Source organism: Embleya sp. NPDC050154, assembly GCF_044460165.1.
In the GTDB taxonomy this organism is placed as follows: Bacteria; Actinomycetota; Actinomycetes; order Streptomycetales; family Streptomycetaceae; genus Embleya.
The window spans coordinates 456,570-476,529 of sequence record NZ_JBITJP010000001.1; the positions used below are offsets into that span (position 1 = coordinate 456,570).

The window sequence follows — 19,960 nt, forward strand, 5'->3', positions numbered from 1 at the left end:
TCCCTGCGCTACGAACCTCCCAGAGGTCGGCGTGGGCGCGGATCGCTCGACGGTCGGAACCGGGCTACGCGCCAGGGCTGATCGGTCCCCCCTCGCGGGTACGCCGCCGGTCGCCCGGGCAGGGCGTCCCGGGTCCGATGACAAGGCGTCGGGTACGCCCGAGGTCGCGGGGGTGCGGTCGGGCCTGCCGGCGCGATGAACGAGGACGGATCAACGGTTTCGGTCACGAGTGCGACTGTGGGCGGTGCCGTCTCCCTTCGGCGGTGCCTTTCCCTCCGCGGCGGCCGTGCCGGCCGTAGTGCCCGCCGTGCCCGCCGTGCCCGCAACTTCCGCGGTGCCCGCCCTCGGGCGGTCGCTGTCCGCCCGGGCGGGTTCGAAGACGATCGGCGCCTCGAACGCCGCTTTGCGGGACGCGCGGCGCAGCGCGGCCAGCACTGCCGGACCCACCAGCACGATCGCCACGCAGTTGGTGATCGCGCGCCCGGTGTCCCAGCCGAAGGTGGACGTGAGCATGGTGAACACGAAGAATCTGTGCAGGTTGTCCAGGATGCCGTCGCCGGGTACGAACGCGGGGCCCACCATGCTCTCCGAATCGGCCAGGAACGGCCAGAACCACATGTTCATCAGGAAGCCGAAGGCATACGCGGAGAACACCCCGTAGCCGGCCAACATCACGATCTCGCGCCTGCCGCGGACGCGTTGCGGCAGCAGCCCCGCGCCGAGGCCCACCCATGCCGAGGCGAGCATCTGGAAGGGCAACCAGGGCCCGACCCCGGCGGTCAACAGGGCCGAGGCGAACAGGGACGTACACCCGAGCACGAAGCCGAAACCCGGCCCGAACACCCGCCCGGCCAGCACGAGCATGAAGAACACCGTCTCGATGCCCGCGGTGCCGGCCCCCAGCGGACGCAGGGCCGCGTTGATCGCGGACAGCACGCCGAGCATGGCCAGCGCCTTGGAGTCGAGACCGCCGCTGGTCATCTCGGCCAGCACCACCGCGACCACGAACGGCAGGGTGACCGCGAAGATCAATGGCGCGTCGCCCGAGTGCGCGGCCGATTCCGGCGAGGGCGAGGCGAACAACGGCCACAGGAACATCGCCAGGCCCGCGATCGAGGCGATGGTGAGCACGATCGCGGTGCGCGGGGTGATCCGGATGGCGTTGCCGCGCTTGGTCGGGGTCGGTGCGATCGTCATCCGGTCGTCTCCCGGTCTTGGGCACGGCCGCGAACGTCGCGTGGCGCGGGCACGGACTCCGGCGGGACGAGCCGCGAACGGTCGGCGTCGTCGGCCGCGTCGGCTTCGGCTTCGGCTTCGGCTTCGGCAAGGGCGTCGCCGACCGTGGCGACGGTCAGCCACTCCGCGGGCGCGAGGATCTTGGCCACCTGTGGCGCGAACGCCGGCGAGGACACCACGACCTCGGCGGTCGGGCCGTCCGCGACGATGTCGCCCTCGGCCATCACCACCACACGGTCGGCGACCTGGGCGACGAATTCGACGTCGTGTGTGGCGAGTACGATCGCCCGTCCGGCGTCCGCGAGTTCGCGCACGACGCGGACGAACCGCCGCTTCGCGTGGTAGTCGAGCCCTCGGGTGGGCTCGTCCAGCAGCACGACCCTTGGTGCGGCGACGAGTTGGATGGCCAGGACGAGCGCGAGGCGCTGCCCCTCGGAGACGTCGCGCGGGTGCAGGGCCCCGTCGATGTCGGGCGCGATGCGGTCCAACAACGCCCGGCACGCGCCGGCCTCGGCATCGGATTCCCGGTCGGCCTCGGCGCATTCCGCGTCGACGGTCTCCAGGTAGAGCAGATCGCCGGGGGTTTGCGGGACCAGGCCGACCAGTGCGCGGGCGCGCTGCGGGGCGGCTTTGCCCGGATCCTCACCCGCGACGTCCACCGTGCCACCCTGGCGGGGTCCGGAGCCCTGAAGGGCCCACAGCAGCGAGGACTTGCCGGAGCCGTTGCGGCCCATCAACGCGGTCACCTGCCCGGGAGGCAGATCCAGGTCCAGGCCGCGAACCGCGATCACGTCGCCGTAGCGCACGATGATCCGACGCGCCGTCAGCAACGACGCCGACGGGCCAGCGGGCGAACCCGGCTGCGGCGGCGTCCGGCCGACCAGGCGTGCGCGCAGCGGCGCGGCCAGGCGGCGGGCGTCGCGCACCGACAACGGCAGGGGTGACCAACCGGCGAGCCGACCGAGTTCGACCACCGGTGGGGCGATGTCGCAGGTCTGAAGGATCTCGGCGGGCGGGCCGTCGCGGACGGTGCGGTCGCCGGGCAGGTGCACGAGTCGGTCGGCGTACTGCACCACACGTTCCATGCGGTGCTCGGCGACGATCGCGGTGATGCCCAGGTCGTGGACCAGCCGGGTGATCGCGGCAAGTACGTCCTCGGCGGCGGTCGGGTCCAGCGCGGAGGTGGGCTCGTCCAGGACCAGTACGCGCGGGTGCGCGGTGAGCACCGAGCCGATCGCGACGCGTTGCTGTTGGCCACCGGAGAGGGTGCGCAGCGGGCGATGGCGCAGTTCGGCGATGCCCAGCAGGTCCAGGGTCTCCTCGACGCGCTTGCGCATGACCGGCGAGGGGATGGCCAACTGCTCCATTCCGTAAGCGAGTTCCTCCTCGACCGTGTCGGTGACGAAGCCCGCGAGGGGGTCCTGACCGACCACGCCGACCAGGTGCGCGAACTCGCGCGGTGGCCGGGAGCGGGTGTCGATTCCGTCGACGAGCACGCTGCCGCGCAGGGTGCCGCCGGTGAAGTGTGGGACCAGACCGTTGATCGCGCCCAGGAGGGTGGACTTGCCGGCGCCGGTGCGACCGACGACCAGGCACAACTCCCCTTCGGGAATGCTCAGTTCGACGTCGCGCAGCGCAGGTTCCGGCGCGTCGGCGTAGGTGATGGTGACGTCGCGGAATTCGATCACCGGACGGACTTCTCCCTGATGGTGGTGCCGGCATCGGCCGGGCCCGGGGTCGGTGTGCCGGCCGTCGTATCCGGCCGGGGCACGGTGTCGCCGAGCCGGGGCACGGTGAGCGGGGGCGGCGGTGCCAGCCACGCGGGCAGCGCGCCCACGACCAGCGCGAGCGCCGGCAGCGGCGCCAATTCGGGCCACGCGAGCGGGCTCAGCGACGGATAGAGGTTCCCGGCGTCGATCCGGCTGGTCAGGTAGAGCAGCGCACCGGTGCCCAACCCGCACGCGGCGACCGCGAATTCGGCGAACCGCCAGCGATCCGGCAGGTAGACGCTGCGGTTGATCCGCCGGCCGGTGAGCACGAAGCCCATGCCGGCGACCACGATCCCGCCGGGCAGCATGGTCGCGCCCAGATAGCGCGGGGCGCTGCCGTCGAGCAGCGCGTACACCCCCACGCAGACGCCGAGCAGGCCCACCAGGGTCAGTACGCCGGTGAGCAGTCGGATGGCCCGAGGCAGGTGCCGGTTGCGGCCGTACCCGCGCGAGTCCATCGCGGCGGCCAGCGCGAGCGATCGGTCCAGCGCGTCCTGGAGCACCGGAATCGCGATCGAGCGCAGCGCCCGCATGCCCTTCTGCGCGCCGCCGCGCAGCCGGCGGGCCCGGCGTACCCGATGCACGCTCTCGATGAGTTGCGGTGCCACCGACAGCGCGACCACCACGGCCGCGCCCACCTCGTACAGCGCCGCGGGCACCGCCTTGAGCATGCGTTTCGGGCTCGCGAGTGCGTTCGCCGCGCCCAGGCACACGATCATCGTGGCCAGCCGCAGCCCGTCGTAGAACCCGCCCAGCACGTGCTCCAAGCCCACCGGGCCGAACAGGTGGATGCCCGCCGCCCACGCGGGCAACGGGATCTCCGGGAGGTCGACGAGCACATGGCCGCTCGCCGCCCCCGCACCGAAGATGATCCGGAACAACACGCGCATCACGATGATGAACAGGCCCAGGAACAGGTACATGCGAAAGGCCAGAGCCCACGGCGCGTCGCCGCGTCGGTTGGCGACGACGAACCCGGCCACGGCCAGGATCAGCGCCAGCAGCAGCGGATTGGTGGTGCGACTGGCGGCAGTGGCCAGGCCCAGGGCCCACAACCACCACGCGCCGGGATGCACGGTGCGCGGCAAACGCCCGCCGCCGCGCCGGAACGCGGCGGCGATCGGCGTTTGTTTCGGGTGGGGCACGGTCATCCCGATCCGTCCGCGCGTGTTCGCCGGCGCCAGGCGGTGAACCCGGCCGCCGCGCAGATGGCCACGAACAGGGCGATGCCGACGATGGTCATGGTCGGGATTCCGTCCTGCTTCTTCGTCGCCAACTCCTCGCCACCGGTCCACGTCTGACCTTGTGGCGTGACGCCCGAGGGCTGCGCGGACGGCGCGGCGGAACCGGGCTCACTCGCCGCCGCGGTCGGCTCCTCGCTCGTGGGCGCGGCGGGCGGCGGCTCGGATTCCATCGGGTTGCCGGACACGCCGGGCCCCGGGGCGAGCGGATCGCTCGTCGAGGTGCCGGCGCCGGTAGCGGTCGTGGTCGAACCGTTGGACGTGGTCCCGGCGGACGTCGAACCGGTCCCGCCGGCACTGGAGTTGCCGCCCGGGGCGGTCGACGTCGTGCGGTTGGCGCCGTTGCCCTGCGGCGGTTGCGGGTTGTCGGTCCGGGGCGGCGGGTCCTGCGTCGCGGGTGCCGCCGGGCGCTTCGGTGCCACCCGGGGTGGCGGGTTGGTGGTCTCGGTCTTGTTCTTGGAGAACGACCAACCCTCGAAGCTGCCGAGCGGTGGCTTGCGGTTCATCACACCCCACTGGCTGTACGTCCACGAACCGCCGTTGGACGAGTGCCAGTACGACCAGTACGCGGAGGCCGGCGGCGTGTCGATGCACGCCTCGGAGTTCGCGCCGGGCCTGCCCTCGACCCGGCAGATGAACGCCTCGCCCCAGCGGGCCACACCGGCGATCTCGATACCCGCGTTCTTCAACGCGGCGTGACCGGTGGCCTGGTCACCTCGTGCGCAGCGCACGATGGTCGTGCCGCCCAGTTCCTGGAAGTCGATCACCACCGTCACACCGTTGGCGTCCGGGCAGTAGCCGGGGGTGCCCTTGGCGGTGTCGACCGCGTGCGCGGTCGGCGCGGCCACGGTGACCTGGGCGGTGGCGGGCAGCGCGAGCAGGGCCAGCGCGGTGACCACGCGGGCTGTTCGGCCGCCCCTCCCACGGCGCCTCATGTGCGCTTTCCGTTCGTGCGCCGCGCGCCGGCACGCACGGCGAGGCCGGTGCCGACCAGTCCGAGGGAGAGCATGAGCAGTCCGCCGACCTGGGCGCCGGTTTTGGCGAGGCTTCCGCCGCCGCCCTTCGTGGTGCCCCCACCGCCCGAGCTGCTCGTGCCGCCCGACACCGAGCCGCCGGTGCCGGCGGTGGTGGTCGTCGCGGACGCGGTGATCGACGCGCTCGCGGTCTGGGTGAGCGAGGTGGTGGGTGTGCCGGACGTCGACGCGGACGGCGTTTGGGACCCGGTGTGAGTGGCCGAGCCGGTGGGCTTGGGGGTGCCGGAGTCGGTCGGCTTCGGCGAGGTCGAGGCGGTGCCGGTCGGCTCGGTGGGGGCCTTGCCGAGGTCACCCAGCGGGACATCGGCCAGCACGAGCAGGGCCTGCGGGGTCGCGCGGCGCCATTGGTCGCGCTGGAAGTCCGGAATACCCTCGGCCTGGGCCGAGGTGAGGGCCTCCGCGTTGTAGGCGATCGTGCCGATCTCCTTGTCGGCGGCGCCCGCGTTGTCCTTGGTGATCTGGTGCTTGACCACCCACGCGGCGGCCTTGTCCGCCTCGGCCCGGTAGCCGGCCGCGTGCAGGGCCTGGCCGGCCAGGCCGGTGCTGTTGGTGTTCGATGCCGCGGTGGGTCCGGAGCCGCCGAACGAACCGTCCTCGCGCTGCTCGGACTTCAGCCAGTCCACGCCCTTCTTCGCTGCGGCCGCGGCGCCGACCGACTTGCTCTCGGTCGCCGCCGAGAGCAGCGCCTGCACGGCCATGCCGGTCGAGTCCGGGTCCAGCACGGTGGTCGGGGTGTCCTGGCAGGTCGAGCCGGTGCTGCCCAACTGACCCGGATACAGCCGGAATCCGCCGCTGGGGCACTGCTGCTTGATCAGGAAGTCCACCGCGCTCTGCGGCACCCCGCCGCTGCGGGCCAGACCCAGCACGGCCAGCGACTGCCCGAACGCGTTGCTCGAGTCGGGACTGCCGGTGAGCTTGTCCCGGATCCGACCCGCGTCGTCGCCGGCGTCCGCCCCGGCGATCAGGTCCAGCGTCTCGGCGCGCATGTCCAGGCCGCCGAACCTGGTCGGATCGCGGTCGGCGATCACGGCGGCGAAGAGCACCTTCGCGGTGGCACCCGCGATCCGCGAGCCGGGCATGCCCCACTCCTCGGCGCTGTTGTACTTGCGGATGTTGGCGGCCACCGCGTCCGCGGCGGCCTTGACCGCGGCGGGCTGTGAGCGGGTGGCCGACAACGCCATCATCGTGTCGATGGTCAGGCCCCAGTCGGAGCCGGCGAACCCCGGTATGCCGCCGTCGACCAGTTCCCCGGCCTGCCATTTCGCCGCCGCGACGGCGTTGTCGGCGTGCGGGTTCGCGGCGTCTGCCGACGCGGAGAAGACGGGGGAGGCCGCGACCAGGACCGCGCCGCAGACCGCGACGGCGCCGGTGTTCCTCACGGTGAGCCAGGACATCGATGGGACCCTTCCGAGACCAACGCGTCCCGGGAGCCGACCAATGCGGGCATCGGTCGGGCGTCCGGGCCTCAGCGTGTAGTCCACGACAGCTGGAGCCTTCAATTCGTACGCACCCAGGCATTCCGACTCGCGGCGGCCTTTCGGCCGCCGCCTACGGTTGCGGGTCAGTGCCGGACTTCGACCGGCTTCCCCTGGGTTTCGAACTATGAAGTTGAGGGTGCCGACACACGTCGGCGTGTGGAGCATACGGAGCATTCCGGCTGTCGGACAACAGCACGAGCATGCGATCAACGGTGCCGTGCGTCACCAACCGTGAGCCCGCGGTGGACAATCGCACGCCGTTCGGGCACGCATGGCCGCCGCGACGACCCGGACCGCCGGGGCGGGGCGTGCCTTCCCCGCCCCGGTGGTCCCGACTCAGGACGCGGCGTCGGGGAGCGTCGCCCGTACCCCGCGCGCCGCCGCCACCAGGTTCTCCAACGAGGCGCGAACCTCGGGCCAGCCGCGGGTCTTGAGGCCGCAGTCGGGGTTGACCCACAACCGCCCGGCGGGGATCGCGGTCAACCCCTCGTGCAGCAGAGCGGTCACCTCCTCCGCACTCGGGACGCGCGGGGAGTGGATGTCGTACACACCGGGACCGGCCTCGCGCGGATAGCCGTGGGCGGCGAGCTCCCGGGCGACCTGCATGTGCGAACGGGCGGCCTCCAGGCTGATCACGTCGGCGTCGAGGTCGTCGATCGCCTGCACGATGTCGCCGAACTCGGCGTAGCACATGTGCGTGTGGATCTGGGTGGCCGCGCGCACGCCGGAGGTGGTCAGGCGGAACGACTCGGTGGCCCAGGCCAGGTATTCGGCGCGGTCCGCGGCGCGCAGCGGCAGTGTCTCGCGCAGCGCTGGTTCGTCCACCTGGATGACCGAGCCCCCCGCGTCCTCCAGGTCGCGGACCTCGTCGCGCAGCGCCAGGGCGACCTGCCGGGCGGTGGTTCCGAGCGGCTGGTCGTCGCGCACGAAGGACCACGCGAGCATGGTGACGGGGCCGGTGAGCATGCCCTTGACGGGGCGGTCGGACAACGACTGGGCGAACGAGGTCCAGCGCACGGTCATCGGCTCGGGACGGGAGATGTCGCCGGCCAGGATCGGCGGGCGCACGTACCGGGTGCCGTACGACTGGACCCAGCCGTGCCGGGTGGCCACGTATCCGGTGAGTTGTTCGGCGAAGTACTGCACCATGTCGTTGCGTTCGGCCTCGCCGTGCACCAGGACGTCGATTCCGGCCTTCTCCTGGAAGGAGATCACGTCGCGGATCTCGGACTCGATGCGTTCCTCGTAGCCTGCCTCGTCGATGCGTCCGGCGCGCAGGTCGGCGCGGGCGGTGCGCAGCTCGCCGGTCTGCGGGAAGGAGCCGATCGTGGTCGTCGGCAGCAACGGGAGTCCCAGGTGGGCACGTTGGGCCGCGGCGCGCTCGGCGTAGGGCAGGCTGCGCCGGCCGTCCGCGTCGGTGACCGCGGCGGCGCGGGCACGTACGGCGGGGTCGCGGGTCAGGGCGGAGGTCTTGCGCGCGGCCAGGTCGGCCCGGTTGGCGGCGAGATGGGTCGCGATGGTGTCCGTGCCCTGGCCCAGGCCGCGGGCCAACGTGACGATCTCCTCGGTCTTTTGCCGGGCGAAGGCGAGCCATCGGGAGACCTGCGGGTCGATGTCGCGCTCGTCGCCGGCGTCCAGGGGCACGTGCAACAGGGAGCAGGACGCGGACACGTCGACGCGCTCGGCCAGGCCCAGCAGGGTACCCAGGGTGGCCAGCGACCTGCCGAGGTCGTTGATCCACACGTTGCGCCCGTCGACGACGCCGGCGACCAGGCGCTTGCCGGGCAGTCCGCCGACGGCGGCCAGGGCGTCCAGGTTGGCGAACGCGGCTCCGGTGAAGTCGAGGGCGAGCCCCTCGATCGGCGCCTTGGCCAGGATCGGCAACGCCTCGCCGAGGCGGTCGAAGTACGAGGCGACCAGCAGCCTGGGCCGGTCGGTGAGCGCGCCGAGGTCGCGGTAGGCGCGTGCGATGGCGTTGAGTTCGGCGAAGCTGCGGTCCTGGACCAGCGCGGGTTCGTCCAGTTGCACCCACTCGGCGCCGGCCGCGCGCAGGTCGGCGAGCACCTCGGCGTACACCGGCAGTAGTCGATCCAACAGGGTCAGCGGCTGGAAGTCGGCCGCGACGCCGGGCGCGGGCTTGGCGAGCAGGAGGTAGGTGATCGGTCCGACCAGTACGGGGCGGGCGGTCAGGCCCTGTGCGACGGCCTCCTCGAACTCGGCGACCTGCTTGGCGGAGTTCGCGGAGAACACGGTGTCGGGGCCGAGTTCGGGGACCAGGTAGTGGTAGTTCGTGTCGAACCACTTGGTCATCTCCAGCGGCGCCACCTCCTGGGTGCCGCGCGCCATCGCGAAGTAGCCGTCCAGGGCGTCGGCTTCGACGGCCGCACGGTGGCGGGGCGGGATCGCGCCGACCATCACGGTGGTGTCCAGGACGTGGTCGTAGAGCGAGAAGTCGCCGGTGGGCACCTCGTGTACACCGGCATCGGCGAGCCGATCGCGGTTGGCGCGGCGCAGTTCGGCCGCGGTCTCGCGAAGCCCGTCGGCGGTGACCCGACCGGCCCAGTAGCCCTCGATGGCCTTCTTCAACTCCCGGCGCGGGCCCTGTCGGGGGTAGCCGTACACGGTGGCGCGGGTTGCCGCGGCTGCGGACTTGGTGGTCACGGAACTCTCCTTCGCGAGTTGTCTCCGGAATCCCGGGACGGATCGAGGGCGCGAAGGGATGGCAAGCCGCCGGGGCGTTTCGGCGCTGTCGCGCACGTGTGCCACCGGGGTTGTCCGCCGACCCGCCCACGAGGTCACCGAGATCACCGTGTGCCTCGTCGGCACACGGGCAGTGGCAGGTCTTCGGACTCGTGGGCGCGTCCACCGAAAGGGCGGACTCCTACTGGCCGTCGCTTCCCGGGCCCGTCCTGGGGCCCAGTGCTGTTGACGGCGGTCGTTCCCACTCACCGCTGCGGGGCAGTCCCGGATTCACACCGGGTTCCCTCTTACGACGCGCCTGCCTGGCGGGCAGGGCGAACCGACTGCGTCCGTCAGCTTAGCCGGCGATGGGCGCGTCCGGCAGGCGAGTCCACCCGGTGGACGGTGAAACGACGTACGCGCGAGGCGGATGCCGCCGCCGGCGCCGATCGGGCAGGCGTGCGCGGTCCGTTCCCGGCGTTCGTTCCGACCGAATCACGCGCGTCGGCGATGACCGGCGGAACGAACGCGGTCGCGGAGCCGAGGACGACCTCGCTTCGGATCCGACGCCGGGTCGGCCCTACGGGCGCGTGGGGGCCACGCGCGGGGGCGGATTGGTGGTGGAGGTCTTGTCCTTGGAGAAGGACCAGCCCTCGAAGCTGCCCAGCGGGGGCTTGCGGTTGGTCGCACCCCACGAGCTGTACGTCCAAGTGCCGTTGTTCGGCGCGTGCCAGTACGACCAATACGCGGACGCCGGAGGGGTGTTGACGCAGGGCTCGGTGTCCGTGCCGGGCTTGCCCTCGATCCGGCAGATGAACGCCTCGCCCCACCGGTTCGTGCCCTGGATCTGGAAGCCGGCGTTCTTGAGCGCGGCCAGACCGGTGGCCTGGTCGCCGGGCGCGCAACGGGTGAGCGTGGCGCCGCCGAGTTCCTGGAAGTCGACGATCACGGTCACCCCGTTGGCGTCCGGGCAGACGCCGGCGGAGCCCTTGGTGGGGTCGATGGCGTAGGCGGCGGGTGCGCTCACGGTGATCTGGGCGGTGGCGGGCAGCAGGAGAAGGGCGAGTGCCCCGACCAGCCGGCCTATTCGAGCCTTGTTCCCACGAGATTTCACGTGCGGATTCCCTTCGTGCGACGGGCGTCGGCACGAGCGGCGGAACCGATGCCGCCCGGGCCGAGCGATGTTCCTCACAGGACCGCCGACCCCGGCATCGCGCCGACGAGACACCGCCGGACGTGAAATCCGGGCTTCAGCGTGCAGTCCACGACAGCTGGAGCCTTAAACTCGTACGAATCCAGGCATTCCGACTCGCGGCGGCCTGTCGGCCACCGCCTACGGTTGCGGGTCAGCGCCGGATTTCGACCGGCTTCCCCTGGATTGCGAACTATGCGGTTGTGTCGCCGACCCGGACAGGGTCGGCTTGCGGAGCGTATGAGATGAGCTGCTCGTCGTACAACAGGTCGCGCGAGCAATGCACGGTGCCGTTCGTCACCGCGTGGGAGGCGCCGCCCGGGAGGCGCCGGCCGGGAGGCGCCGGCCGAAAGGCGCCGGCCGGAGAGGCACCGCCCTGAAGGTCGGCCGACACGGTGGCCGGCCCGGTGGTGGGCCGCGGCGCCGGCGCCGCGGCTCAGGTGGGTTCGCCCACCCGATACCCCGGCACGGACGGCCACCGCACCGTGAGCACCACCGACTCCTCCTCGGCCGCCCAGGAGTGGTCGACACCGCGACCCCACACCACGTAGTCGCCCTGCTTCGCCAACAACACGCTGCGGCCCGGCAGTTCGACCGGGAACCGGCCGCTGATCAGGATCAGCAGCGCGGTCCGCGCCTCACCGCTCACCCACTCGGCGCGCGCGTCGCCGGGTAGGTGGACGCCCCACTTGATCTCCACCGCCTCGCTGTGCCGAGGGTCGCCGACGTCCTTGAAATGGCCGAGCAGCCAACCCCGGTCCAGCGCCGCGTCCGGGCCCGCGTTGCCCACGTACACGCTGTCGTTCATGGCCGGGGACGCTAGCAGAGCAGGCTCCCCGGCCCCGAAGGGTCAGCCGGCCGAGGTCACCTGCCGCGCGTCCGGCTCCTCCGCCGCGCGGACCTGGCGGAGGTGGTCGGACACGGTCATGATCGCGAGGAGCGCCGTGGCGACCGCGAGTACCGCCCAGCCCGTGCCCGCGACGGACGCGACGAGGGGTACCGCCACCACCGCGGTGACGATGTGTCCCTGGACCGGGCCGGTGGCCAACACGAAGCGGTGCCACGCGTGACCCGCCAGGAAGGTGGCCAGGCCGGCCCCCAGCCACCAACGGTTCGTGTCGCCGCCCAGGTGATGGATGGCGTCCGAGATGCCCGCCGCGATCAGCACGATACCCGCGATCATCACCGCGTGGGCCAGGCCGAACGCCACGTAGCCGAGCATCTGGCGACGCTCGACCGACGCCTCCGACATGGCGCGCACGGTGCGTTCGTCGTCGCCGCCGAAGTAGGTCCACCAGATGCCGGTGGCGACCGCGATGCCGAGCAGGATGCCCCCCGCAAGCTTCCAGTCGACCGGTCGACCGCCCGCTCCGATGCCGACGGCCACGACCGATTCGCCGAGCACGATCAGGATGATCAGGCCGTGCCGCTCGACGAAGTGGTGCGGCTCGACCACGAAGCCGCGGATCCGACCGATCACCATCGACAGGTACATCACCACCACGGCCGCCACCCAGCAGGCCCAGGTGCCTGCGTCCGGCAGGTGCGGCGCGACCAGGATCAGCAGGCCGCCCGCCGCGTTGAACGGCGCGAGGCGCAGGATCCCGGAGCGGGCCGAGGGTTCGGACGCGGTCAGGAACAGCGCTACGTGCATCCCGACGGCGACCAGGAACGCGAGGCCGAATGCCCAGCCGTCCGGGTCGAACGCGTACGGAAGGTCCAGGCCCATCACGAAGAACGAAGTCATCGTGAGCGCCAGCAGCAGCCGGACCACCGTCGCGTCGGGACGGACCGCGTTCGTCAACCAACTGAACGCGCCGAACATCCACCACATCGCCGCCAGCGGCAACATGCCCTGGAGCAGCCCGGTCCAGCCCGGGTGCGACTCCACCTGGTGGGTGGCCTGAGTGAGCACGAAGACGAAGACGAGGTCGAAGAACAGCTCGATCGGGGTCACACCGGTGGGCCGCTCGTTCTCGGCCGGCGTCTCGATCGGGTCGTGCGGGAGTTCGAGGGGAATCTCGTAGCCGAGGTCGAATTCGGGTCCGGGCGTGGCTGCGGGTTCGGGTACGGATCCGGCCGGCGGCGTCTTCGCGGATGCGGACTGCGCCGGTATCGAGGCGTCGATCCGATCGGGTTCACGGGGTGTCGAGGAGGGGCTCATGCGTTCGCTTTCGTGTGTCCCGGGGTGCGCCCATCGGGGGGCCGAGGCGCGGCACCGAAGTGCGATCCGACCGAGATGCGACCCGGTCCGGAGTGGAGTCGCGCGCGTGCGCGGGCCCATCATCATCGCGACTTCCGCTTCGGCACAGGGGGATTCCGTCGCGTTCGCGATCGGCGTAGCCCGGGCACACGCTGCGGCGGGCCGGTAGTCCGGCCCGCCGCAGGTGTCCTGTCTACCCGTCGGAAGCGGTTCGGGGCAGTGGCTCGCGTGTTCCGGCTACCCGGCACCGACGGCGGCCCGCGTATATCGGCTGTCCGCGGCCGACGCCCGCTCGCGCGTCCGGCCGTCGCGCCCCCGCACGGGGCCGACACGGCCCGGCCGCCCGGAACCGCGCGGACCGGTCGCCCCGAACCCGCGCGGACCGACCATCCGCAAGCGAGGCCGGCTCAGGAGCAGAAGATGAGCAGCGACGTGACCGCGGTGCACGAAGCCGAGGAACTGTTGTTGGCCGGATTGGGGTCGTTGGGCGTGCTCGCCACACGGCTCGCGGTGACCTCGTACTCGGCGCCCAGGCTGAGCAGGGCGACCGGTGCGGTGAAGTGCCGGGTGGTCGCCGCGTTTCCGGCCAGCGGGCCGACCGTGCAGGTCACCGTGCGATTGGCCACCGAGCAGTCCGGCGACGTGACGGTCATCGGGACCGGCAGCGGCGCCGTGACGGTGGCCGAACCGAGCGCGTCGGGGCCCCTGTTGGTAATGGTGACCGTGTAGTCGATGCGCGCGTTGAACAACGACGGCACGCCGGTGGCCCGGAGTGTCACCGCCACGTCGGCCGCGCTCGCGATATAGGTGTATCGGTCGCCGGGACCGGTCGCGCTGGTTCCGCCGGGGGTGCTCACCTGTACGTCCACCGAACCGGCCGGACCGGGCGGCGCGGTCGCCGTGCACGTCGTCGCGGTGCAGGACACCGAGCCGGCGGGCCGGCCGGGGCCGAAGGTGATGCCGGTCGCGCCGGCGAGGTTGGTGCCGGTGATGGTGACCACGGTGCCGCCGGCCGCGGGGCCGGAGCCGGGGCTGATCGAGGTGACCGTCGGGGCGGCCAGGTAGGTGAAGCGGTCCGCGGGTGTGGTCGCACTGGTGCCGCCCGGGCCGGTCACGGTGACGTCCACGGTGCCGGGTGTGCCGGGCGGCGCGGTCGCGGTGATGGTGGTGTCGTCGACGACGGTGTAGGAGGGAGCGGGGGTCGCGCCGAACGCGACGGCGGTGGTGCCGGTGAATCCGGTCCCGGTGACGGTCACCGCGGTGCCGCCGGCCGCGGGGCCTGAGCCGGGGGTCACCGAGGTGACGGTGCGCGGTTGCGGGACGCCGACGACGACGATGCCGTACGGGGTGTTCCCGACCGGGATGGTGGCCACCACGGTGTCGGACGCGGTGTCGATCACCGACACGTCCCCGGACACGGCGTTGGTGGTGTACACGAATCCGCCCGCGACGTGCAGCGTGAGGTTGGCCGGATAGCTGCCCACCGCCACGCTGTCGATCACCGTGTTCGTGGTCAGGTCGACCACCTTGACGGCGGCCGGGAACGCGGAGACGTAGGCCCTGGTCCCGGCCGCGTTCACCGCGACGTTGCTGCCCTCGGCGATCGGGACGGTGGCGGCGAGCGCACCGCCGGCGGTCAGGTCGAGGACCCACAGGCCGGATTGGTCGTCCACGGCGTACAGGCGCCTGCCGTCGGGACTGAGCGCGGCACCGTCTGGCGAGCCGCCGAGTGCGATGGTCGCGCCGACGCCGGCGGTCGCGGTGTCGATCACCGAGACGTTGTGGCCGGCGTTGTTGACGGCGTACACGTGCGCACCGTCCGGGGCGACCAGTACCGCGATCGGGTTGGTGCCGACCGCGATGGTGGCGGTGGGGGTATTGGTCGCGAGGTCCACGACCAGAACGGAATTGTTCTGGGCGACGTACAGGCGGGTGTCGGTCGGGTCGACGGCCATCGCGAACGGCGCGCCGGCTGTGGCGATGGTGCCGGTGACGGTGTCGGTCGCGGTGTCGATCACGGAGACGCCGGCAGAGCCGAAATTGGCCACGTACACCCGGGTGCCCGCGTGGTTGGCGGCCAGCCCGTAGGGACCGCTGCCCACCGGGATGGTCGCCGTGGTGGTGTTGTTCGCGGTGTCGATCACGGACACCGTGTTCGAACCCGAATTGGCGACGTAGGCGGACACGCCGGGACGCGCGGCGGAGGCGGGTGCGGCCTGGGCGACCAGGCAGGCGAGGAACAGGGTCACGGCGGCGATCAGGGCGATCGGCCTGCGGGGGTTGCGGAGTCGGTGGGGGCCGTACGGGTGGCGCGTTCGGTGCACGTGGCGCGTGTCGGGTGCGTCGGCTGAGCGGCGGCGCCGGCGGTTGGGTTCGTGGCCGTGGAACACGGAACGGAGCGACATCGGGATCCCCTCCCTGAAGATGGACCACACCCGGCCGTCTCCATCGGGGCACGTCGATCCCCGCCCCGTACGACCCTCGGGCCCCCACCCGAATCGAGACGGCCGCGAATCACGGATCGCGATTCGTCGGTGCATCGCCGGAAACGTACCGGGCGAGCGGGTGGCCGTGTGACCGAAATGGCCAAATGACGGCGATGGGGCGGGAGTTGGTGTAGGTGCGGGCGGGGGCGCTCGACCGGCGGCTACTCGGGGGCGGAGAAGACCATGCGGACCTCGGTGGTGCGATAGCCGGCCCGGCGGAAGGCGGCGGCCATCGGAGCGTTCGTCGTGTCGGTGGTGGCGGTGATCACTTCGGCGCCTCGGGCGGCGTGCAGGCGGGTGATCTCGGCGAGCAGGTCGGCGACGTAGCCGCGGCCGCGCAACTCGGGGACGACGCCCAGGTACCCGACGTTGGGGTGGTAGGGCGTCGCGGACGGGATGGCCAGGCCGACCAGGGTGCCGTCGGCGGTGTGCGCCAGGCGCCACCACTCGCGCCGGCCCGGGCAGCCGAGATAGAAGTCCATCTCCTGCCGAGCGACGACCTCCGGGCCGTGCGCGGCCAGGCTCTTGCGCGTCTCCGCGTCCAGACTGCCCTCGGCGATCCGCCGGAACACGGCGAGGAACGCGTCGTCGTCGGCCTCGGTGAAGGTGAGTCGTCCGGAGCCGGCCGGTACGCCCACGTCCGGCGACCACTCGAAACGCAACCGCTCGACCTCGTGGCTCAGACCGGCCGCGAGCGCGGCTTCGCGCCGCCAGGCGAGTGCGGCCGAGGCGGCGGGGTCCTCGCGCCACCCCCCGGTCAACGTCACGTTGTACAACGGCAGCCGGTCCGCGCCGGCCGCGCGGAACGCCCGCAGGCTCGCCGCGATCAACTCCGCGCCGATCGCGGCCCGGTCCTCGACCCGCGAGTCGACGTACAGGCAGTCCAACGCGACCGGATGCGCGCTGTCGGCCGGGCCCCACCACAGCGCGCGGGCCAGGATCCGGCCGTCTTGCTCGGCGATCCAGGTCCACTCCGGCCGATACATCCCGTCCGCCGCCTCGGCGAGGTACCGATCGGCGGAGATCGAGCCGATCGGCTCGTCGACCTCGCAGGCGAGGACGTGTGGGAGATCGCATTCGGTGATGGAACGGAACGACGACAACCTTGCCTCCGGGCGCCTGTGGGTGATGTTCGCGAATGCGAAGCAGGCGTCGAATCTACGCGCGGGGCGCGGTTGCTGTCCGTTCGGGTCGGGGCCTCGGCGGGTACGCGTTCGAGTCAGTGCCTCGGCAGGTACGCGCCCGAGTCAGTGCCTCGGCAGGTACACGGCGCGGCCGAGGCCGCGGGCCTCCATCGCTGCCGGCACGCGCGGGGCGACGGTGCTCGGCAGGAGCTGCGCGGCTCGGTCGAGGGTGACGAAGGCGTAGTCGTCGAGTTCGTCCTCCTGGATCCGGATCGCGGCGATCCGCTCGGGCGTCAGGGTGCCGCCGTCGAAGGTCCAGCCGGTCAGCGGTCGCGGCCTGGGATCCTGCTCGGGCACCCAGTCGATCACCAGCAACTCGCCGACGTCCAGGTCGAGTCCCAGTTCCTCACGAAGTTCCCGCGCGCACGCGTCGTGCGGCGACTCGTTGCGATCGACGAAGCCGCCGGGCAGATTCCAATAGTCGCGGTAGTTGGGTTTGACCAGGAGCACCCGGTCCTCGACATCGGTGATCAGCGCGGAGGCGGCTGCGTACAGGGTGGGCAGTTGCTCGTACCACTGCTCGGGCGGCAGGAACTCTTTGGTCACCCGATCGACCCTAACCGCATCGGAACCGGCCCGGAGCGGGCGGGTTCCCGGCACCACACGACTCACCGAGACTCACCACGACTACTCCGAATCACCCGGTGACGAAGCGGTCCCGATGCTCGCCGCGCAGCCGACCGGGCGGGAGCCGACGGCCGAACGCGACCAGGAGCAGGTCCTGGCCCGAGCCGGTCAGTGGCGTACCGGTGCCGTAGGACCAGTCCAGGTCGTCGGCACGCAGGTGCACACCGGTCAGGTCGACGCCGAAGAACTTGACGCCCCGGGGGCTGATCGCGTCCAGCAGGATGCGCAACCGGTCCTCGGGGACGGTGCGATCCAGGCCGAGCGCGACCGTGATGTCCAAACCGTGCACCACGTCGTGACCCAGGCCCGCCGTACGCCCACCCGGCGGCTTCCAGGGGTGCTCCGCGTTGTCGGCGAGCGCGGCGGCGATCTCGTGCGTCGACAGCGCGGCCGCGTCCGCGCGGGCCAGGCGGTCGGTCGTGCGATGCAGATTGCCTCCGGACTTGAGCAGTTCCAGGCCGACGCGGGGCAGCGAGTAGCGAAAGCCCATCGACATGTGGGCGGCCACCTCGCGCACCCGCCACCCGGCGCAGAGCGACGGCGCGTCCCACTGGTCGGCTCGGAGATCGGCCAACAGGGCGGCCAGGTCCCGGCGTTCGGAAGCGATTGCGGCCTTGAGTCGCGCGGCGGCGGGCGGTGGGGTGTTGGGGCTCGGGGTGCTCGCGGTGCTCGGGTCCTTCTGGGGATTCGGGTCGTTCGGTGGTGGCGGTGGGTTCGCGGGGCCGGTCATGTGATCAAGCGTGGCGAGCCGTGATTGATAAGTCCAAGACGCATCTTTTCTCGGAGCTAGAATCGATGGTTATGGAACTCCGGCAGTTGCAGTACTTCGTCGCCGTGGTGGAGGAGGCCAACTTCACCCGTGCCGCCGCCCGCCTGCACCTCGCGCAGCCGGGTATCAGCGCCCAGATCCGGCAGTTGGAACGCGAACTCGGCCAACCGTTGCTCGACCGCTCCGGACGGACGGTGACACCGACGCCGGTGGGCGAAGCGGTCCTGCCGTACGCGCGGGCGGCACTTGCGGCCGTCGAGGGAGTCCGGCACACCGTCGAGGAGTTCACCGGCCTGCTGCGCGGCCGGGTCACCCTCGGCCTGGTCTCCGGCGCCGCGACCCACGAGTTCGATGTGGCCTCGGTGCTCGCCGACTTCCACGACGAGCACCCCCGGGTCGAGATCGCGCTCACCGAGGACACGTCGGAGCACATGCTCGCCGCCCTGCGCCGCGGCGAACTCGACCTCGCGATGGTCGGGATCGTGGACCCGGAGCCCCCGCCGGGCCTCACCTTCCGGGTGCTCGTCGACGAACCGCTGGTCGTCGCGACGGCCCCGGACGATCCGCTGTTGACACCCGGCCGCACCAGCGTCCCGCTGGCCGAACTGCGCGATCGTCCGCTGATCAGCCTGCTGCGTGGCACCGGTTTGCGCGGGACCCTCGACCGCGCGTGCGCCGAGGCGGGATTCCGCCCACGCATCGCGTTCGAGGCCGCCGCGCCCGAACTGCTGGTACAACTGGCCGCCCGGGGCCTCGGCGTGGCCGTACTCCCGGCCCTGCCTCCCGCCATGGCGACCGTGGCCGGTCTGCGCACCCTGTACCTCACCGACCCGAGCCCCCGCGGCCGCATCGCCCTCGCCTGGCCGACCGACGGCCCGACCGGTCCGGCGGCCGGGCGACTGCTGACCCGCCTGCTCGAGAGCCTGCCCAAGTCCGGAATCCACACGGTCTGATCGGCATATCCATTTCGCGCGGAGATCGTGCTCTCGCCCCACATGGTTGATCTTGCCGTGTCACCGGATGGTAGGTTTCCCACGATTATCAGCCGGTACGACGAAATCCGGCCGCTGCACCGGATCCCACGGCGGCCGGGCACAGCGGTGGGTGTCGGCCGCGATTCGAAACGGGTCCCCGATGTCCGAGCATGATTCTGTTCGCGATTCCGTTCGCGCCGGGCGGCGCAAGCGAGTTCGCGGGCTCGCCGTGACGGCGTGCGCGTTGGCCCTGTTGGCCGGCTCCACCGCGTGCGGCGGAGACGACAGGAAGAAGGCTGCCGCGCCGCCCCCGGCGAGCGGATCGCAGACCCCCGGGTCGGCGTCTGCGGCCGCGCCCGGCACGCCGCCCGCCACCGGGGCCGCGGGGGCCGCCTCGCCGACCACGTCCTCGACGGGCAAGCCGTTGCGGCCCTGCGCCACCGTCACCGCGACCGACAAGCCCACGCGCGGGACACTCACCCGTGAGGATCTGCGCTCGGCGGGGACCGACCCCAAGCCGGTGACTGTCGACGAGGTCTTCGGCCTGGCCCAGCTTCCCTACAAGTACCAGGGCGGCACCCTGACCCGGACCTGCGTGAAGGTCCTGGAGGACTGCACCCCGATGGCCTCCGGCGAAGCGGCCGAGCTGATCAAACAACTGGGCTGCGTGCGGGCGGTCTCCGCGCTATACGTGGACAAGGCCAACAACGTACAGACGACGGTCGGCGTGCTCACGATGCCCACCGCCATCGCCGCCGCGACGCTCGCCCAGTCCAACGCCGGCTACTACAACCAGGTCACTCCCCCGACCAACCGGGAGACCGAGGTGTTCGCGCCCGAAGCCGCCTACACCTGGATACACGAGTCGCTGTACCGCTACTTCATCTACGAGATGACCGGCCGCATGGACGGCAAGGACCGCGATCCCGGCGAGGTCGCCAAGCACACCGCGGCCACGAACGCGATCTACCACCTCGTCGGCGACTCCCTGGACCGCCGCGCCGCCGGAGCGCCGTCGTAGCAACGACGGTTGCCGTCGCGGGCTCCGGGGTTCGCCCGGCACGGCGCCGGCCGAATCGACCCGGTCC

At 71.9% G+C, this 19,960-nt stretch carries 15 protein-coding genes and 3 riboswitches; of the genes, 2 read left to right on the plus strand and 13 right to left on the minus strand.

Annotation, left to right across the window (positions count from 1 at the left end):
* Window positions 1-210: 210 nt before the first annotated feature.
* From ACIBSV_RS02120 to ACIBSV_RS02180, 13 genes are all read right to left on the minus strand, one after another.
* The gene (locus ACIBSV_RS02120; RefSeq protein WP_395858975.1) at window positions 211-1,197 is read right to left on the minus strand and encodes an ECF transporter S component; all 987 of its coding nucleotides are present in this window, start codon (window positions 1,195-1,197) and stop codon (window positions 211-213) included.
* On the minus strand, window positions 1,194-2,924 hold the full coding sequence (locus ACIBSV_RS02125) for an ABC transporter ATP-binding protein (RefSeq protein ID WP_395858976.1): 1,731 nt from the start codon (window positions 2,922-2,924) through the stop codon (window positions 1,194-1,196). Before ACIBSV_RS02125 ends, ACIBSV_RS02120 begins: the two co-directional genes overlap by 4 nt.
* Window positions 2,921-4,156, minus strand: coding sequence for a CbiQ family ECF transporter T component (locus tag ACIBSV_RS02130; protein ID WP_395858977.1), 1,236 nt, complete (start codon window positions 4,154-4,156; stop codon window positions 2,921-2,923). The genes ACIBSV_RS02125 and ACIBSV_RS02130 overlap by 4 nt, the downstream gene beginning before the upstream one ends.
* Window positions 4,153-5,181 (minus strand): hypothetical protein, encoded by a 1,029-nt coding sequence (locus ACIBSV_RS02135; RefSeq protein WP_395858979.1) that lies wholly within the window; start codon window positions 5,179-5,181, stop codon window positions 4,153-4,155. The genes ACIBSV_RS02130 and ACIBSV_RS02135 overlap by 4 nt, the downstream gene beginning before the upstream one ends.
* Window positions 5,178-6,674 (minus strand): prenyltransferase/squalene oxidase repeat-containing protein, encoded by a 1,497-nt coding sequence (locus ACIBSV_RS02140; protein ID WP_395858980.1) that lies wholly within the window; start codon window positions 6,672-6,674, stop codon window positions 5,178-5,180. The genes ACIBSV_RS02135 and ACIBSV_RS02140 overlap by 4 nt, the downstream gene beginning before the upstream one ends.
* Before the next feature lie 97 nt (window positions 6,675-6,771).
* Window positions 6,772-6,913: riboswitch (cobalamin riboswitch) on the minus strand.
* A gap of 181 nt (window positions 6,914-7,094) precedes the next feature.
* Complete coding sequence (gene metE, locus ACIBSV_RS02145; RefSeq protein ID WP_395858982.1) at window positions 7,095-9,419, minus strand: 5-methyltetrahydropteroyltriglutamate--homocysteine S-methyltransferase; 2,325 nt, start codon at window positions 9,417-9,419, stop codon at window positions 7,095-7,097.
* Window positions 9,420-9,575: 156 nt separating this feature from the next.
* A riboswitch (cobalamin riboswitch) is annotated at window positions 9,576-9,797 on the minus strand.
* Window positions 9,798-10,017: 220 nt separating this feature from the next.
* The gene (locus ACIBSV_RS02150) at window positions 10,018-10,551 is read right to left on the minus strand and encodes a flagellar hook-length control protein FliK (protein ID WP_395858983.1); all 534 of its coding nucleotides are present in this window, start codon (window positions 10,549-10,551) and stop codon (window positions 10,018-10,020) included.
* A gap of 184 nt (window positions 10,552-10,735) precedes the next feature.
* Window positions 10,736-10,810, minus strand: a riboswitch (cobalamin riboswitch).
* A 255-nt stretch (window positions 10,811-11,065) separates the two neighbouring features.
* The gene (locus tag ACIBSV_RS02155) at window positions 11,066-11,437 is read right to left on the minus strand and encodes a signal peptidase I (RefSeq protein ID WP_395858984.1); all 372 of its coding nucleotides are present in this window, start codon (window positions 11,435-11,437) and stop codon (window positions 11,066-11,068) included.
* A gap of 42 nt (window positions 11,438-11,479) precedes the next feature.
* A complete protein-coding gene (locus tag ACIBSV_RS02160) occupies window positions 11,480-12,793 on the minus strand; it encodes a low temperature requirement protein A (protein ID WP_395858985.1) in 1,314 nt (437 codons plus the stop codon).
* Window positions 12,794-13,239: 446 nt separating this feature from the next.
* Window positions 13,240-15,237: an IPT/TIG domain-containing protein gene (locus tag ACIBSV_RS02165; protein WP_395858986.1), complete on the minus strand. Its 1,998-nt coding sequence runs from the start codon at window positions 15,235-15,237 to the stop codon at window positions 13,240-13,242.
* Between the two features lie 242 nt (window positions 15,238-15,479).
* Window positions 15,480-16,421, minus strand: a complete 942-nt coding sequence (locus ACIBSV_RS02170; RefSeq protein WP_395858988.1) for a GNAT family N-acetyltransferase — start codon at window positions 16,419-16,421, stop codon at window positions 15,480-15,482.
* Between the two features lie 144 nt (window positions 16,422-16,565).
* The gene (locus tag ACIBSV_RS02175) at window positions 16,566-17,048 is read right to left on the minus strand and encodes an NUDIX hydrolase (protein WP_331771068.1); all 483 of its coding nucleotides are present in this window, start codon (window positions 17,046-17,048) and stop codon (window positions 16,566-16,568) included.
* A 91-nt stretch (window positions 17,049-17,139) separates the two neighbouring features.
* On the minus strand, window positions 17,140-17,859 hold the full coding sequence (locus tag ACIBSV_RS02180) for a maleylpyruvate isomerase family mycothiol-dependent enzyme (RefSeq protein WP_395858989.1): 720 nt from the start codon (window positions 17,857-17,859) through the stop codon (window positions 17,140-17,142).
* A 71-nt stretch (window positions 17,860-17,930) separates the two neighbouring features.
* Between ACIBSV_RS02180 and ACIBSV_RS02185 the strand changes: the two genes are divergently transcribed.
* Window positions 17,931-18,851, plus strand: coding sequence for a LysR family transcriptional regulator (locus tag ACIBSV_RS02185; protein ID WP_395858990.1), 921 nt, complete (start codon window positions 17,931-17,933; stop codon window positions 18,849-18,851).
* A 181-nt stretch (window positions 18,852-19,032) separates the two neighbouring features.
* Entirely contained in the window at window positions 19,033-19,893 is an 861-nt protein-coding gene (locus tag ACIBSV_RS02190; protein WP_395858991.1) for a hypothetical protein, read from the plus strand.
* Window positions 19,894-19,960 lie beyond the last annotated feature (67 nt).